The following is a 13,827-nucleotide window of genomic DNA, read 5'->3' as shown; positions in this document are numbered from 1 at the left end:
ACATACCGGACATCGGGAGCCGCGCCATGGACCCGGTGATCGTCGTCGGCGCGGGACCCGTCGGACTGTCCCTGTCCCTCGCCCTGGCCGGCCAGGGCGTGCCCGCCATCGTGCTCGACGAGGGGCCCGGCAAGGAGGAGCCCCGCCCGGCCCGTACGGTCGTCCTGCACGCCGACACGGCGTCCATGGCGCACCGGCTGGGCTGTACGACACTGCGCGACGAGGGGGCGTACTTCGCCGCCTGGCGCACCATGCGGCGCCGCCAGCCCGTCCAGCGGATCACCTTCGAGGACCACCCGGCCCCGCTGCACCTGCCGCAGCACGCGCTGACGCGCGGGCTGCGCGACGCCGCCGCGGCGCATCCGCTGGTCCAGCTGGTCGCGAAAAGCAGACTGGACGCCGTGGAGCAGGACGGCCACGGGGTCACCGCGCACACCAAGGGCGCCGAGACCACGTGGTGGCGCGGGAGTTACCTGGTCGGCTGCGACGGCGCCCGCTCCACCGTGCGCAAGCTGCTCGGCATCCGCTTCCCGGGCCGCACCTCCGTGGAGCGGTACGCCGTGGCCGCGCTGCGCACCGAACTGCCGTGGCCCGGCGAGGCCCTGCTGCACCGCAGTCCGCCGCACGAGGTCACCTCCCGGCCGCTGCCCGACGGGGTCTGGCGGCTGGACTGGCTGCTCCCGGCCCGCGGGGAGCTGGTCACTCCCGACACCCTGGTGAACCTGATCCGGGACACCCTCGCGGCCTGGTGCGGGGGCACGACTCCCCCGTACGACCTCCTCGACACCGGGGTCCACACCCTGCACCACCGGCTGGCCCGGCGCTGGCGCGACGGCCGCGCCTTCCTCGCCGGCGACGCCGCGCACCTGCTGGGCGCGCTCGGCACCCAAGGGGTCGAGGAGGGGCTGCGGGACGCCGAGAACCTGGCGTGGAAGCTGTCACTGGCCTGGCACCAGGGGGCCTCCGAGGCCCTGCTCGACAGCTACGAGGTCGAGCGGCGCACCGCGGTCGCCTCCCGGCTGCGCGCGGCCGACCAGGCGACGGCGACGCTGCGGGCCGGGGGCGGCCTGCGCACCTACCTTCCCGGAGCATCGCGTTCCGCCGAATCACTCCTGACCGACGGCCACCTGGGGCGGGGGCCGCTGGGCGCCGAGCCGACGTACGCCCCGCCGGTCGCCGTACGCGAGGTTCCGACCGCCACGGAACCGGGCGGTCCGGTGGCGAACGTGCCCGTGACCGCGCCCGACGGGTCGACCGTGCCGCTGCGCGACCTGCTGGGGCAGGGCCGGCTACTGGTGGTGCTGGTCGCGCCGGGGACCGGGGTCTGGGACCGGCGCCACTGGCTCGGCGCCGGGCTGATGCCGCGCCTCGCGGCGGCGGTGAGCGCCCTCCCCGTCCGCACCGACCTGCTGGTGGCCGACAGTTACCCGGGGGCCCCGGCGCACACCGTGCTGCTCGTGCGGCCGGACGGGCATCTGGCGGCGACCTTCGCGGGGGTCCGCCCGGCGGAACTGTACGAGGCGGCGGACACGGTCCGGGCGGGCGCGCCCGCGTCCCGGCTGCCGTCGCCGTCGCCGGCACCGGCACCGTCCACGACACCAGCCGTGGTGATCGATTGACCGTCTCCCGGACTGCGTGGTTCACTCGCGAAATGACCGGCAACGACGTACGCCTGTGGCGGAGGGTCCATATGGACCTGCTCCGCTACGCGGGCTGCGTGTGTCGCCCTTCCTGTTGATTCGCCCTTCCCTCCGCGCGCCCCGTGCCGTCCACCGGCCTGCGCGCACCTCCGCGAACCCAGGAACGGTCCACTTTCATGTCTGCACCCCTCCACACCCCTGAGCCCGTGGCGCCTGGACCCCTGCGGCAGCCACCGCGCCCCCGAGGCCACGAGCCACGACCTCCAGGTGGTGGTCATCTGCAACGAGGGCTACGCCTCCAGCCTCGCCGCGGCCTCCCTCCACGCCCTGGGCCTCCACCGCGCCACGGACCTGACCGGCGGCTTCCAGGCCTGGAAGTCCGCAGGCCTCCCGGTCTCCTGACGCCCCACCCCACTCAATCCAGCCTCGCCGGCGTTTGAGGCGCGGGGCCCGTACATGCTTGGTCTTGGTACCGGCCCGGCCCCTGCCGGGGGGCGACCGGCCGTGGCAGGGCTCGGTCGGTCAGTTCCCCGGGTACCCGAGCTCGTCGGCGTCCTCACCCTCCGCCTCCAGCGCGCGGCGGACCACCCGCAGGGCCATGCCCTCCGGGTATCCCTTGCGGGCCAGCATCCCGGCGAGGCGCCGGATCCGCTTGTCCCGCTCCAGGCCCCGGGTGGCGCGGAGCTTGCGCTCCACGAGCTCCCGGGCTGTCTGCTCCTCCTGGTCGGAGTCCAGCAGTTCCAGGGCCTCCTCCACGAGGGTGGCGTGCACCCCCTTGGTCCGGAGCTCCTGCGCGAGCGCCCGGCGGGCCAGGCCCCGGCCGCGGTGCCGGGACTCGACCCACGCTCCGGCGAAAGCGGCGTCGTCGATCAGGCCGACCTCCTCGTACCGGGAGAGGACCTGCTGCGACACCTCCTCGGGGATACCCCGCTTGTGCAGGGCGTCCGCGAGCTGGCACCGGGTGCGCGGGCTCCCGGTGAGCAGGCGAAGACAGATCGCCCGCGCCTGCTCCTCGGGGCTCTGGGGCGGAAGTTCCTGGCGGCCTTCACGGCCGCCTCGGATCTCACCGCCCCCTTCCTGCTCCCGCACGGGTCAGCTCTTGGCCACGGCGGCCTTGGCCGTCGTCTTGGCCTTCGATGCCGGGGCGGGCACCGGGGCGGCCGCGGCGTCGGCCGCAGTGGCACCGGCCTCCGCGGTGGCGGCGTCCTTGCGGACACCCACGCCCAGCTTCTCCTTGATCTTCCGCTCGATCTCGTTGGCGAGATCCGGGTTGTCCTTCAGGAAGTTACGGGCGTTCTCCTTGCCCTGGCCGAGCTGGTCGCCCTCGTACGTGTACCAGGCGCCGGCCTTGCGCACGAAGCCGTGCTCCACGCCCATGTCGATCAGGCCGCCCTCGCGGCTGATGCCCTGGCCGTAGAGGATGTCGAACTCGGCCTGCTTGAACGGGGGCGCGACCTTGTTCTTGACGACCTTGACGCGGGTGCGGTTGCCGACCGCGTCCGTGCCGTCCTTGAGGGTCTCGATACGGCGGATGTCGAGACGCACGGAGGCGTAGAACTTCAGCGCGCGGCCACCGGTGGTGGTCTCCGGCGAGCCGAACATCACACCGATCTTCTCGCGGAGCTGGTTGATGAAGATCGCGGTGGTCTTGGACTGGTTGAGCGCACCGGTGATCTTCCGGAGAGCCTGGCTCATCAGGCGGGCCTGGAGACCCACGTGCGAGTCGCCCATCTCACCCTCGATCTCCGCGCGCGGCACCAGGGCCGCCACGGAGTCGATGACGATCAGGTCGAGGGCACCGGAGCGGACGAGCATGTCCACGATCTCCAGCGCCTGCTCGCCGGTGTCCGGCTGCGACAGGATGAGGTTGTCGGTGTCGACGCCGAGGGCCTTCGCGTACTCGGGGTCGAGCGCGTGCTCGGCGTCCACGAAGGCCACGGTGCCGCCGGCCTTCTGCGCGTTGGCCACGGCGTGCAGGGTCAGGGTCGTCTTACCGGAGGACTCCGGGCCGTACACCTCGATCACGCGGCCACGGGGCAGCCCGCCCACGCCGAGGGCGATGTCCAGCGCGGTCGACCCGGTGGGGATGACCTCGATGGGGTCGTTCGGCTTGTCGCCGAGGCGCATGACCGCACCCTTGCCGAATTGCCGTTCAATCTGTGCGAGCGCGGCGTCGAGAGCCTTCTCGCGGTCGGTGCCTGCCATGGGTTCCACCCGGTTTGCTTGAGTCGATCGCTTCACGCCATTGACGCTAATGCCTGCCACTGACAATGCGCCTCCACGACCGGTTCGGCTGTGGATAACTCATCAGAATGGATGTTCGATTTCCCTGTCAAGCGAGCCACGCCGCCATGGCGGGACATACGGGGCCGAGCGCTCCGCTTGTGACGTCACATGGCATGGCACTGCGTGGCGCCATCCAGTGCCATGCAGCGCCGTCGGCGCCCCCTTAGCGTTTCGCTAGGTCAGAGGAGTCAGCCTCGACCGCACTCCGGGTAAGGTGCCACCGAGCTTGCTGCGGGCGCCACGTCGGTGCCAATATGGCGTCATGGATCTCACCCCGTATGTCGACACTCTGCGCCGCGAACTCGCGGTGGCCGCCGAAGCCGGCGGGGAAGAAGCCCGCCAGCTGGCCGAGCGGCTCACCGCTCCGCTGGAGTCGGCGACCCGTCTGACCATGCTCAGTGTGCTCTCCGCCGCGATGAACGAGATCACCCGCGAGCTCGCCCCCGGCTCGGTCGACGTACGGCTGCGCGGGCTCGACCCCGACTTCGTGGTGACGCTGCCGCCCGCCGACGTCGGCCTCACCCAGCCGGCCGGGCCCGTCGAACCGCTCAAGGCGCAGGCTCCCGCCGACGCCGACGAGAGCGGCACCGCCCGCGTCAATCTGCGGCTGCCGGCCCACCTCAAGGCACGCGCCGAGGAGGCCGCGAGCCGTGAGGGCCTGTCGGTCAACGCGTGGCTGGTCCGGGCCGTGTCGGCCGCGGTCGACAGCGGTGGCACTGCGCGTACGACGGAGAGGGCCCGCACCATCGGACAGAGCTTCACGGGCTGGGTGCGCTAACCGCGCCCGTGCCCCCGCCCCCGCCCGCGCCCGCGCCCGCCCCACCCCCACCACGTCCCACCAGCGGGGACGCCCCAAGGACTCACGAGGACGGTACAGCCATGCCTTCTTTCGACACTCCCGAACCGATTTCGGCCACCGCCCACGTGGACGCCGGCTCCATCCGGTTCACCGCGGGCGACCGCCTCGACACGGTCGTCGAGGTGCGGCCCCGCGACCCGAAGCGGGACCAGGACGTACGATCGGCCGACCAGACCGAGGTCACGTACGCGAGCGGCGCCCTGACGGTCAGGACGCCCAAGCAACGCCATCTCTTCGGGCGCACCGGCACCGTCGACGTGACGGTCGAACTGCCCACGGGCTCGCGCGTCGACGTGACCGGCGCCTGGGCCCAGGTCCTCGGCGAGGGCCGGCTCGGCGAGGTCCGCGTGAAGACCTCGTCCGGTGACGTCCGCCTCGACACGACCGGGCCGCTCCAGCTGACCGCCTCCCACGGCTCGATCACCGTCGACCGCATCGAGGGCACGGCCGAGATCAGCACCAGCTCCGGCAGCCTGCGCGTCGGCACCGTCGACGGCCCCGCCGTCCTGAAGAACTCGCACGGCACCACGACCGTCGGCGCCGCGACCGGCGACCTGCGGGTGAGCGGCGCCAACGGCGACATCGACATCGCGCGCGCCGAGGGCTCGGTCGCCGCCACCACCGCCCACGGCACCCTGCGCATCGCCGAAGTAGCCCGGGGCGCCGTCCAGTTGGAGACGTCCTACGGCGCCATCGAGGTCGGCATCCGTGAGGGCACCGCGGCCTGGCTCGACGTCAGCTCCGACCACGGGCAGGTACGCAACACGCTCACCGCCTCCGGGGCTCCGGAGAAGACCGGGGACACCGTCGAGGTCCGCGCCCGGACCCGCTACGGCAACATCGACGTGCGCCGCGCCCGGGCCTGAGCACCGGCCCCGCGACCCTCCCGCCCCCCATAGCGTTCACTCTCAGTCCATTGCAACGAACCCGTTTGGGTTGTTGCGTTATCCGCAAGCCATTGCAACGATTTCACGGCCTCTACCTGCAATTATCCCCTCCAGACGCAATAACTTCGTTGCCAGATCTATGAATGCAACGTAGCGTTTCCATCATGAGAAACGGTGCACCCGAGGCCTCACAGGTCGAGAGGTGCGCGTTCCGTGGAGTGAGCGATCAAAGGGGTCGGATCATGGAGACAGCGCAGAGCCGGCGGCAGGCGGCACCCGGCGCCTTCACCGCCTTCGCGCGCTTCGTGCTCTGCGGCGGCGCAGTGGGGCTCGCCTCCAGCTTCGCCGTGGTGGCGCTCGCCTCCTGGATTCCTTGGGGCCTGGCCAACGCCCTGGTCACCGCGGTGTCCACGCTCCTCGCCACCGAGCTGCACGCCCGCTTCTCCTTCGGCGCGGGCGAGCGCGCGACCTGGCGCCAGCATGCGCAGTCGGCCGGGTCCGCGGCGGCCGCGTACGCGGTGACCTGCGTGGCGATGTTCGTCCTGCACCAGCTGGTCGCGGCACCCGGTACGGTCCTCGAACAGGTCGTCTACCTGTCCGCCTCCGCACTCGCCGGTGTCGCGCGGTTCGCGGTGCTGCGCCTGGTCGTCTTCGCTCGCAGCCGCTCGCAGGTCTCGGCCACCGTCCGCACCCCCCGTCCCGTGCACGCGGCCGTGGCCCGCGCCGCGGCCCCAGCCGACCCGGCGGTGCTCTGCCGCGCCGCCTGACCGCACTGGAGCGCTCGGTCGCACCAGCCCTGACCACCTCTACGATCATCGGATGACGGAAGCCCTCCACCCCCCGAAGCCCCGCCCCGGAGATCCGGTCGCGGTGCTGTCCCCCTCCTCCGGTCTGCCCGGCCTCTTTCCCCTGCCCTACGAGTTGGGGCTGCGCAGGCTCCAGGACGACTTCGGGCTGAAGCCGGTCGAGTATCCGACGACGCGGACGATGGGCGCGACGCCCGAGGAGCGGGCCGCGGACATCCACGCGGCCTTCGCGGACCCCGACATCAAGGCGGTGATCGCCAGCATCGGCGGCGATGACCAGATCACCGTCCTGCCCCACCTCGACCCCGACCTCCTGCGCGCCCACCCCAAGCCGTTCTTCGGCTACAGCGACAACACCAACCTGCTGCTGTTCCTGCGGAACCTGGGCATCGTCGGCTACCACGGCGGCTCGGTGATGGTCGAGCTCGGCCGCCCCGGCGCGATGCACCCGGCGACGGCGGACTCGCTCCGGGCGGCGCTGTTCACCTCGGGCGCGTACGAGCTCACGCAGTCGAGCACCTACGGGGACGTCAACCGGCCCTGGGACGACCCGCGCACCTTCGAGTCCGAACCGGAGACGGAGCCCTCCGACGGCTGGTCCTGGCACAACGGCGACCGGGTGGTCGAAGGGGCCGGCTGGGGCGGCAACCTGGAGGTCCTGTCCTGGCTGCTGATGGCCGACCGCGCGGTGCTGCCGGTCGACGCCTACGCCGGCGACGTGCTCTTCCTGGAGACCTCCGAGGAGATGCCGCGCGCCGAAGAGGTCTACCGGATCCTGCGGCACATGGGCGAACGGGGGCTGCTGCGCCAGTTCCCCGCACTGCTGATGGGCAGGGCGAAGAGCTGGTCGTTCGACAACCGGTTCGACGCCGCCGAGAAGGAGGGCTTCCGCCGGGAGCAGCGCGAGGCCGTGCTGCGGGCCCTGCGGCAGTACGCCCCCGACGCCATGGTGGTGTTCGACGTCGACCTCGGCCACACCGATCCGCAGCTGGTGATCCCCGTCGGAGGCCGCATCCGCGTGGACGGCCCGGCCCGGCGGATCACCGTCACGTACTGAGGCGGCGGCCGTCAGGGAGCGATCGCGGTGCCGAGGGAGTCGGCGCAGAGGAACTTCGGCGCGCCCGTCTCGTAGAAGACGTCGAGCGCCGTGATCGTGAACCCCGCGGCCGTCAGCATCTCGACGGCCTGCCGGGTGAGGTGACAGCCGCCCAGGAGGCGCTTGTTCAGCGGCTCGAGCCGTCGCTGCCAGCGGCGCACCCGCCAGTCCTCCTCGGGGGCCAGCCCGTGCTCGATGAAGTGCAGGGTTCCCCCGGGCTTGAGGACGCGCCGCACCTCCCGCAGGGCCGCGTCGGCGTCGGGGATGGTGCAGAGCGTCCACGTGGACAGGGCGCTGTCGAAGCTGTCGTCCTCGAAGGGCAGCGACTGGCCGTCCGTACCGGCCCGCCGCACCGGGACGTGTGAGGCCCCGACGCGATCGGCCGCCAGGCTCCACGCGAGGTCGGAGGGCTCGATCGCGGCCACGCCGGTGACGCCCGGCGGATAGAAGGGGACGTTGTGCCCCGTGCCGAACCCGATCTCGACGACTTCGCCCTTCAGGCCCTCGCAGACCCGGCGCCGCAACGGTGGGGCCGTCTTGGCCCCGCAGGCGGCATTGATGATGCGCGGCAGGATCCGGTCGGCGTAGAAACCCATCGCGGCCTCCGTCCCTCGCTCTCAGCATGGCACCGCGGCCCCCAGGGTGCCCGCGACCGGCCAGTGGTCCCGCTCACCCCCGAAGTGACAACCAGAGGTTGACACCCCTGCGACTGTCAACCTACGGTTGCACCTATGACGAACCCTTCAGTGGAACCCGTCCGCATGACCAATCCGGTACGCCTCGACGACCTCATCGAGGCCATCAAGCAGGTCCACACCGACACCCTGGAGCAGCTCAGCGGCGCCGTCGTCGCCGCCGAGCACCTCGGCGACGTGGCCGACCACCTCATCGGCCACTTCGTCGACCAGGCCCGCCGCTCCGGAGCCTCCTGGACCGACATCGGCCGGAGCATGGGCGTCACCCGCCAGGCCGCCCAGAAGCGCTTCGTCCCCAAGGCCGACAAGGAGGGCGACGGCGCCCTCGATCCCGACCAGGGCTTCGGCCGCTTCACCCCCCGCGCCCGCAACGTCGTCATGGCCGCGCAGAACGAGGCCCGCGCCGCCGGCGGCACCGAGATCCGCACCGAGCACCTGGTCCTGGGCCTGCTGGCCGAGCCCGATGGCCTCGCGGGGCTCGCCCTGCGCGGCCAGCGGGTCGCCGCCGACGACGTACGCGCCGCCGTGGCCGCCGTACTGCCCCCGGCCCAGGCGGAGGTCCCCGACCTGATCCCCTTCGACGCGTCCGCGAAGAAGGCCCTGGAGCTCACCTTCCGCGAGGCCCTGCGCCTGGGCCACGGCTTCGTCGGCACCGAGCACATCCTGCTCGCGCTCCTGGAGCTGGAGAACGGCGAGGGCCCGCTGAGCGGCCTCGGCATGGACAAGGCCACCGCCGAGGCGATCGTCAGCGAAGCCTTGGCAGGCGTACTCGGCGACGCCGCGGACGGGAAGTAGAGGCGTCCGCGTCCTTCGTCAGCTCGTAGCGCTTGACGTACGCGCCGAGGAAGGCCTGCAGGGTGGCGACGGCCGGGATCGCGATGAGCGCCCCGACCGCGCCCAGCAGGGCGGCCCCCGCGACGACCGAGCCGAAGGCCACCGCGGGATGGATGTCCACGGTCTTCGAGGTCAGCTTCGGCTGGAGGAGGTAGTTCTCGAACTGCTGGTAGACCACCACGAATCCGAGGACGTACAGCGCGTACCAGGGCTCGACGGCGAAGGCGATCAGGATCGGCAGCGCGCCCGCGAGATAGGTGCCGATGGTGGGGATGAACTGGGAGACCAGCCCCACCCACACGGCGAGCGCGGGCGCGTACGGCACCCCGAGGACCACCAGCAGGATGTAGTGGGCGACGCCGGAGATCAGCGCCATCAGCCCGCGCGAGTAGAGGTAGCCGCCCGTCTTGGTGACGGCGATCTCCCAGGCGCGCAGCACCTCGGACTGCTTGGCGGGCGGCAGTACGGAGCACAGCGCGCGCCGCAGCCGCGGTCCGTCGGCGGCGAAGTAGAAGGAGAACAGCCCGATCGTCAGCAGCTGGAAGAGTCCGCCGAGCACGGTGGCGGACACGTCGAGCACGCCGCTCGCGCTGTCCTGCACGTACTTGCGCAGCCAGTCGGAGCGCAGCAGGCTGTCCTGGATCTCCAGCCGGGACAGCTCGGTGTGGAAGGTGGCGTTGATCGAGCTGATCACCGAGTCGAGGTAGCCCGGAAAACCTTCCACCATCTCGATGATCTGCCCGGCGAGCATCGAGCCGAGCAGGGTGAGGAAGCCCGCACTGGCGGCGAACACCGCGAGGAACACCAGGAAGGTGGCGAGCCCGCGGCGCATGCCGTGGGCCGCCATCCGGGACACCGCCGGTTCGATCGCGAGCGCGAGGAAGAACGCGATCAGGATGTTGACGAGCAGCCCGATCAGCTGGTGGAAGGCCCAGCTGCCCAGCTGGAAGCAGGCGACGAGAGCCAGTACGAGGACCACGGCGCGCGGCAGCCAGGGCGGCATCCGCGCCGCCGCTTCGCCGTTCGGCGGAGCACCTGGCGGAGCACCCGGCGGGCCACCCGGCGGGCCACCCGGCGGAGCATCCGGCGGGCCACCCGGCGGAGGGCTCACCGGCCCGCCGGAGCCACTGACCCCGGCCGGACCCGTCGACCGGGGAGGCGGCGCGCCCTGGGCATCCCCGGGCTGGTCGGTCGTCGTCTCATCACTGGCTGCCACGCCGCCAAGTCTGTCCCACCGGCGGCCCGTACCGCGAAGCGGCGGCCCTCGCCGCCGCACGGCCGGGGCAGCCGCCCTGCCCGGCGTCGGTCCGGCGTCAGCCCGCTCGACCTAGGTCGTCTCTTTCGGATCTTGTCGGTCGAGCCCGCGTTGTCCGGTGCCGTGCATCGCAAGGCGGAGGGGCGCCCGTGTACTGGACGTACTCGGGCGCCCCGACAACGCGGCGAGGTGCGGTGCCGGGCAGCGCGGGCCCGGCAAGATCCGAAAGAGACGACCTGGCCGCGGCCCGGCCCGGGCCCGGCGTCAGCGCAGCGAGGCCGGCACGTCCATCGCCGAACACACCGCGCGCCACACGTCCTTGGCCTCCCAGCCCGCCTCCAGCGCCTGGTGGACGGTCCGCCCGCCCAGCTCCGTCATGACGTGGTCCCGCGCGAAGGAGTCGGCGTAGGCCTCGCCGAAGTGCTCGGCCATCCGCTCCCAGAAAATCGTCAACCGCATGCCTCCAGTATCCCGCCCCGGGAGAGTGCACCGGTCTGGTTCGTCCCTCCTCGGCCCACCGCCGGTCCTACGTTTCACGCATGCCCGGAGACGAAGCTTCCTCCCCGACCCCGCTGGCCCGCGCCGAGCAGTTCATCTGGCTCACGGCCCGCGTGCTGGAGCAGCGGCGGTTCGCGTTCCACTTCCTCGGCGGAGACGCCGACCCGGTGGACACCGCCCTCGGTTCGTACCTCAACGGCGACGGCGGCTACGGCCACGCGCTCGATCCGGATCTGCGCGGTCCGCTCAGCCAGCCCCTGCACACCGCCCACGCGCTGCGCGTGCTGGACGGCCTGGGCCGCTGTGCCGGGCAGCGCATCGAGAGGCTCTGCCGCCACCTCACCGAGGTCTCCACCGCGGACGGCGCGCTTCCGGTGGCCTTCCCGGCCCCGCGCGACCACCCCGCCGCCCCGTACCACCCGATGCACGACGACCCGCCCGGCGAGCTGCTGACCACGGGCCCGGTCGTCGGCGTACTGCACCGCAACCGGGTCTGGCACGCCTGGCTCTTCCGCGCCACGGACTTCTGCTGGGACCGGGTCGAGGGCCTGCGCCACTCGCATCCGTACGAGGTCCAGAGCGCGGTCGCCTTCCTCGACGGCGTCCCCGACCGGGCGCGCGCGGCGGCGGCCGCGGACCGGCTGGGACGGCTGGTGCGCGAGCGGGAACTCGTGGTGCTCGATCCGGCGCGGCGCGGGGACTACCCGCCCGCTCCCGGCTACGCCCCGGGCGAGCAGCTGTTCCCGCACGACTTCGCGCGGCGGCCCGAGTCGCTGGCGCGCGGCTGGTTCACCGACGAGGAGCTGCGCCGCTCGCTGGACTTCCTGGCCGCCGAGCAGCAGCCCGACGGCGGCTGGCCCGTGCACCGCAGGGCCTGGGCGCCGGGAAGCTCGCTGGAGCGGCGCCCGATCGCGACCCTGGAGGCCCTGCTCACCCTGCGGGCGTACGGTCGCCTGCCGGCCCGGGTCAGCCGCCCAGGGCCCGTACCCCCGCGGTGACGACGACGGCGGCCGCGACCACGGCCAGGAACGGGGCGCGCAGCAGCAGCGCCAGCCCGGCGGCCGCGAGCCCGGCGGCGCGGGCGTCGATGACGAGGGCGGACCCGGTACTGAAGGTCTGCTGGGCGGTGAGCGCGGCGAGCAGCGCGACCGGCAGCAGGGCGGCCAGGCGGCGCACCAGCGGCCGCTCCAGGGCCCCGGCGGGCACCAGCAGCCCGGCGAGCTTGACGGCGTAGCAGCCGACGACGGTGAGTCCGATGGCGATCCAGACGTTCACGGGCGGCGTCCCTTCATCCACAGCACGACGGGGGCGGCCAGGGCCGCGATCAGCACGGGCACCCCGGCCGGCAGCACGGGCAGGAATCCGAGCCCGAGGACGAGCGCGAGGGCTGCGACGGCCCGTTCGGTGGAGGTCTTCAGCATCGGCGCGAGCAGGGCCAGGAACACGGCGGGTCCGGCGGCGTCCAGCCCCCACGCGTTGGTGTCCCCGATGGCCTCGGCGCCGAGCGCGCCGAGCAGGGTGGTGAGGTTCCACAGCGCGTAGAGGCTGAGCCCGGTGACCGTGAAGCCGAGCCGGGCCGACTTCCGGTCGGGCTGGGCCAGGGCCACGGCGGTGGTCTCGTCGATCACCCAGTGCGCGGCGAAGGGCCGTACGGCGCGGGGCAGTGCGAGCAGCTGCGACAGCCGCAGCCCGTAGAAGGCGTTGCGGGTCCCGAGGAAGAAGGCCCCGGCGGCGGCGGTGAAGGGGTTCCCGCCCGCCGCCACCGCCCCGATCAGCGCGAACTGCGAGGCGCCGGTGAAGACGAGCAGGCTCAGCACGCAGGCCTGGAGGGTACTGATCCCGGCCCCGGCGGCGGTCACCCCGAACGCGAACCCGGACAGCCCGACGGCCACCCCCACCCCGAGCGCGTCCCGTACGACGGCGGCGCGCGGCCGCCCGTCGGCGACCCCCTCGGGGGTCTCCTGTATCAGCATCTGATGTTCTCCCACGCCCCGAAACTACGCAGGGCGGGGCGAGCGGGTCTTGTACGTTCTTGCGCGCGCCCGGGGTCGGCCCGGACACCCCTAACCGGCGCGTTCCCGCCTGTACGCGCCCGGCGGGACCCCCACGATCCGGGTGAAGTGCCGGTTCAGGTGCGGCTGGTCGGTGAAGCCGACGGTGACGGCCGCCTCCGCCGGCGGGGTGCCCGCGTCCAGCAGCCGGCGCGCCCGGCGGACCCGGGCATCGGTCAGCCAGGTGTGCGGCGGCATCCCGTACCGCTCCCGGAAGGCCCGCAGCAGGGCGAACGGGCTCGTCCCCAGCTCCGCCGCGAGCTGCTCCAGCGACGGCGGATCGGCCATGCGCTCCTCCAGCACGGCCCGGGCCGCCGCCGCGTCGCCGCCGCCCGCGCCACGGACCGTACGGGCGGGCAGCGGTCCGGCGTGCCGGGTCAGCATCCGCGCCACCACACCCCGCAGCAGCGTGTCGGCGGCCAGCGCGTTCCCGGCCTCGGCGGCCCGGTGCACCTCGCTGATCGTCCGCGCGCCGTGCGGGTCGGTGACCACGTCGGCCGTGAAGCCGGGGGTGCCGCGCAGGGTGCCGATCTCGGCGGCGACCTCGGCGATCAGGTCTCGGGAGGGGTAGAGGGTGGCGTACGCCCAGCCCTCCGGTACCCCGGCACGCGCGGTGTGCGGCACCTCGGGGTTGATCAGGACCACACTGCCCGGGCCGGCGCGCACGGCGTGGCCGGGGAGCCCGACCTCCTCGATGCCGCCGGTGACGGCCGCGATGACGTACCCGTCGTGCGCGTGGCGCGGGAAGGTGTGGCGTACGTAGTGGGCGCGCAGCAGGTCGAGCCCGGGCAGCTCCGGGTACTGCCAGTGCCGTGCCCACTCCCGGCGCCCCTCGTCCGTCCCCATCCCCCCATTCTGCGCTCCCCCCCACGACCCGCGTTTCCCCAGGTCCGGCCCGTTGTCAGTGGCCGGGTGCACGA

16 protein-coding genes and 1 pseudogene are annotated in these 13,827 nt (G+C 72.9%); 9 read left to right on the top strand and 8 right to left on the bottom strand.

Annotated elements, in window-relative coordinates; genetic code table 11:
• Positions 1-26: 26 nt before the first annotated feature.
• The 3 genes and pseudogenes from ACZ4TV_RS16875 to ACZ4TV_RS16865 form a co-directional block, all read left to right on the top strand.
• Positions 27-1,619: an FAD-dependent monooxygenase gene (locus ACZ4TV_RS16875; RefSeq protein WP_468135276.1), complete on the top strand. Its 1,593-nt coding sequence runs from the start codon at positions 27-29 to the stop codon at positions 1,617-1,619.
• Positions 1,620-1,651: 32 nt separating this feature from the next.
• Positions 1,652-1,738: a putative leader peptide gene (locus ACZ4TV_RS16870; RefSeq protein ID WP_311318651.1), complete on the top strand. Its 87-nt coding sequence runs from the start codon at positions 1,652-1,654 to the stop codon at positions 1,736-1,738.
• 109 nt (positions 1,739-1,847) lie between these two features.
• Positions 1,848-2,042: pseudogene (locus ACZ4TV_RS16865) on the top strand (rhodanese-like domain-containing protein); the annotation flags it as partial.
• Positions 2,043-2,162: 120 nt separating this feature from the next.
• Here ACZ4TV_RS16865 and recX read toward each other — a convergent pair.
• A complete protein-coding gene (gene recX / locus ACZ4TV_RS16860; protein WP_468135274.1) occupies positions 2,163-2,729 on the bottom strand; it encodes a recombination regulator RecX in 567 nt (188 codons plus the stop codon).
• 3 nt (positions 2,730-2,732) lie between these two features.
• On the bottom strand, positions 2,733-3,845 hold the full coding sequence (gene recA / locus ACZ4TV_RS16855; RefSeq protein ID WP_468135272.1) for a recombinase RecA: 1,113 nt from the start codon (positions 3,843-3,845) through the stop codon (positions 2,733-2,735).
• 343 nt (positions 3,846-4,188) lie between these two features.
• Between recA and ACZ4TV_RS16850 the strand changes: the two genes are divergently transcribed.
• From ACZ4TV_RS16850 to ACZ4TV_RS16835, 4 genes are all read left to right on the top strand, one after another.
• Complete coding sequence (locus ACZ4TV_RS16850) at positions 4,189-4,704, top strand: toxin-antitoxin system HicB family antitoxin (RefSeq protein ID WP_468135270.1); 516 nt, start codon at positions 4,189-4,191, stop codon at positions 4,702-4,704.
• A gap of 101 nt (positions 4,705-4,805) precedes the next feature.
• Entirely contained in the window at positions 4,806-5,651 is an 846-nt protein-coding gene (locus tag ACZ4TV_RS16845; protein ID WP_468135268.1) for a DUF4097 family beta strand repeat-containing protein, read from the top strand.
• A 263-nt stretch (positions 5,652-5,914) separates the two neighbouring features.
• Positions 5,915-6,439 (top strand): GtrA domain-containing protein, encoded by a 525-nt coding sequence (locus ACZ4TV_RS16840; protein WP_468135266.1) that lies wholly within the window; start codon positions 5,915-5,917, stop codon positions 6,437-6,439.
• 52 nt (positions 6,440-6,491) lie between these two features.
• Positions 6,492-7,535 carry a S66 family peptidase gene (locus ACZ4TV_RS16835; RefSeq protein WP_468135264.1) on the top strand — a complete coding sequence of 348 codons (1,044 nt, stop codon included), beginning with the start codon at positions 6,492-6,494 and terminating at the stop codon, positions 7,533-7,535.
• Between the two features lie 11 nt (positions 7,536-7,546).
• Here the strand turns inward: ACZ4TV_RS16835 and ACZ4TV_RS16830 are convergent, their stop codons facing one another.
• Positions 7,547-8,170, bottom strand: a complete 624-nt coding sequence (locus tag ACZ4TV_RS16830; protein WP_468135262.1) for a class I SAM-dependent methyltransferase — start codon at positions 8,168-8,170, stop codon at positions 7,547-7,549.
• Between the two features lie 135 nt (positions 8,171-8,305).
• On the opposite strand from ACZ4TV_RS16830, the gene ACZ4TV_RS16825 reads away from it, so the two are divergent.
• Positions 8,306-9,064 carry a Clp protease N-terminal domain-containing protein gene (locus ACZ4TV_RS16825; RefSeq protein ID WP_468135260.1) on the top strand — a complete coding sequence of 253 codons (759 nt, stop codon included), beginning with the start codon at positions 8,306-8,308 and terminating at the stop codon, positions 9,062-9,064.
• Here the strand turns inward: ACZ4TV_RS16825 and ACZ4TV_RS16820 are convergent.
• Both ACZ4TV_RS16820 and ACZ4TV_RS16815 read right to left on the bottom strand, forming a co-directional pair.
• Positions 9,015-10,106 carry an AI-2E family transporter gene (locus ACZ4TV_RS16820; RefSeq protein ID WP_468135258.1) on the bottom strand — a complete coding sequence of 364 codons (1,092 nt, stop codon included), beginning with the start codon at positions 10,104-10,106 and terminating at the stop codon, positions 9,015-9,017. The genes ACZ4TV_RS16825 and ACZ4TV_RS16820 overlap by 50 nt on opposite strands.
• A gap of 516 nt (positions 10,107-10,622) precedes the next feature.
• A complete protein-coding gene (locus tag ACZ4TV_RS16815) occupies positions 10,623-10,817 on the bottom strand; it encodes a DUF3046 domain-containing protein (protein WP_468135256.1) in 195 nt (64 codons plus the stop codon).
• Between the two features lie 80 nt (positions 10,818-10,897).
• On the opposite strand from ACZ4TV_RS16815, the gene ACZ4TV_RS16810 reads away from it, so the two are divergent.
• Entirely contained in the window at positions 10,898-11,854 is a 957-nt protein-coding gene (locus tag ACZ4TV_RS16810; RefSeq protein ID WP_468135254.1) for a hypothetical protein, read from the top strand.
• Here ACZ4TV_RS16810 and ACZ4TV_RS16805 read toward each other — a convergent pair.
• From ACZ4TV_RS16805 to ACZ4TV_RS16795, 3 genes are all read right to left on the bottom strand, one after another.
• Entirely contained in the window at positions 11,823-12,131 is a 309-nt protein-coding gene (locus ACZ4TV_RS16805; protein ID WP_468135252.1) for an AzlD domain-containing protein, read from the bottom strand. The genes ACZ4TV_RS16810 and ACZ4TV_RS16805 overlap by 32 nt on opposite strands.
• Complete coding sequence (locus ACZ4TV_RS16800; protein ID WP_468135250.1) at positions 12,128-12,829, bottom strand: AzlC family ABC transporter permease; 702 nt, start codon at positions 12,827-12,829, stop codon at positions 12,128-12,130. The genes ACZ4TV_RS16805 and ACZ4TV_RS16800 overlap by 4 nt, the downstream gene beginning before the upstream one ends.
• A 90-nt stretch (positions 12,830-12,919) precedes the next feature.
• Positions 12,920-13,753: an AraC family transcriptional regulator gene (locus ACZ4TV_RS16795; protein WP_468135248.1), complete on the bottom strand. Its 834-nt coding sequence runs from the start codon at positions 13,751-13,753 to the stop codon at positions 12,920-12,922.
• Between the last annotated feature and the right edge of the window lie 74 nt (positions 13,754-13,827).

Source organism: Streptomyces sp. NPDC028910 (genome assembly GCF_055564955.1).
Note: the sequence above shows the minus strand (reverse complement) of the source record. Positions and strands in the feature narration are given on the sequence as shown.

Excerpts from the sequence above, each read along its gene's own strand:
- recA (WP_468135272.1), bottom strand. The coding sequence starts at position 3,845 with ATGGCAGGCACCGACCGCGAGAAGGCTCTCGACGCCGCGCTCGCACAG.
- ACZ4TV_RS16815 (WP_468135256.1), bottom strand. The coding sequence starts at position 10,817 with ATGCGGTTGACGATTTTCTGGGAGCGGATGGCCGAGCACTTCGGCGAG.
- ACZ4TV_RS16820 (WP_468135258.1), bottom strand. The coding sequence starts at position 10,106 with ATGCCGCCCTGGCTGCCGCGCGCCGTGGTCCTCGTACTGGCTCTCGTC.
- ACZ4TV_RS16830 (WP_468135262.1), bottom strand. The coding sequence starts at position 8,170 with ATGGGTTTCTACGCCGACCGGATCCTGCCGCGCATCATCAATGCCGCC.
- ACZ4TV_RS16840 (WP_468135266.1), top strand. The coding sequence starts at position 5,915 with ATGGAGACAGCGCAGAGCCGGCGGCAGGCGGCACCCGGCGCCTTCACC.
- ACZ4TV_RS16845 (WP_468135268.1), top strand. The coding sequence starts at position 4,806 with ATGCCTTCTTTCGACACTCCCGAACCGATTTCGGCCACCGCCCACGTG.
- ACZ4TV_RS16850 (WP_468135270.1), top strand. The coding sequence starts at position 4,189 with ATGGATCTCACCCCGTATGTCGACACTCTGCGCCGCGAACTCGCGGTG.
- ACZ4TV_RS16870 (WP_311318651.1), top strand. The coding sequence starts at position 1,652 with ATGACCGGCAACGACGTACGCCTGTGGCGGAGGGTCCATATGGACCTG.
- ACZ4TV_RS16795 (WP_468135248.1), bottom strand. The coding sequence starts at position 13,753 with ATGGGGACGGACGAGGGGCGCCGGGAGTGGGCACGGCACTGGCAGTAC.
- ACZ4TV_RS16875 (WP_468135276.1), top strand. The coding sequence starts at position 27 with ATGGACCCGGTGATCGTCGTCGGCGCGGGACCCGTCGGACTGTCCCTG.
- ACZ4TV_RS16825 (WP_468135260.1), top strand. The coding sequence starts at position 8,306 with ATGACGAACCCTTCAGTGGAACCCGTCCGCATGACCAATCCGGTACGC.
- ACZ4TV_RS16800 (WP_468135250.1), bottom strand. The coding sequence starts at position 12,829 with ATGCTGATACAGGAGACCCCCGAGGGGGTCGCCGACGGGCGGCCGCGC.
- ACZ4TV_RS16835 (WP_468135264.1), top strand. The coding sequence starts at position 6,492 with ATGACGGAAGCCCTCCACCCCCCGAAGCCCCGCCCCGGAGATCCGGTC.
- ACZ4TV_RS16810 (WP_468135254.1), top strand. The coding sequence starts at position 10,898 with ATGCCCGGAGACGAAGCTTCCTCCCCGACCCCGCTGGCCCGCGCCGAG.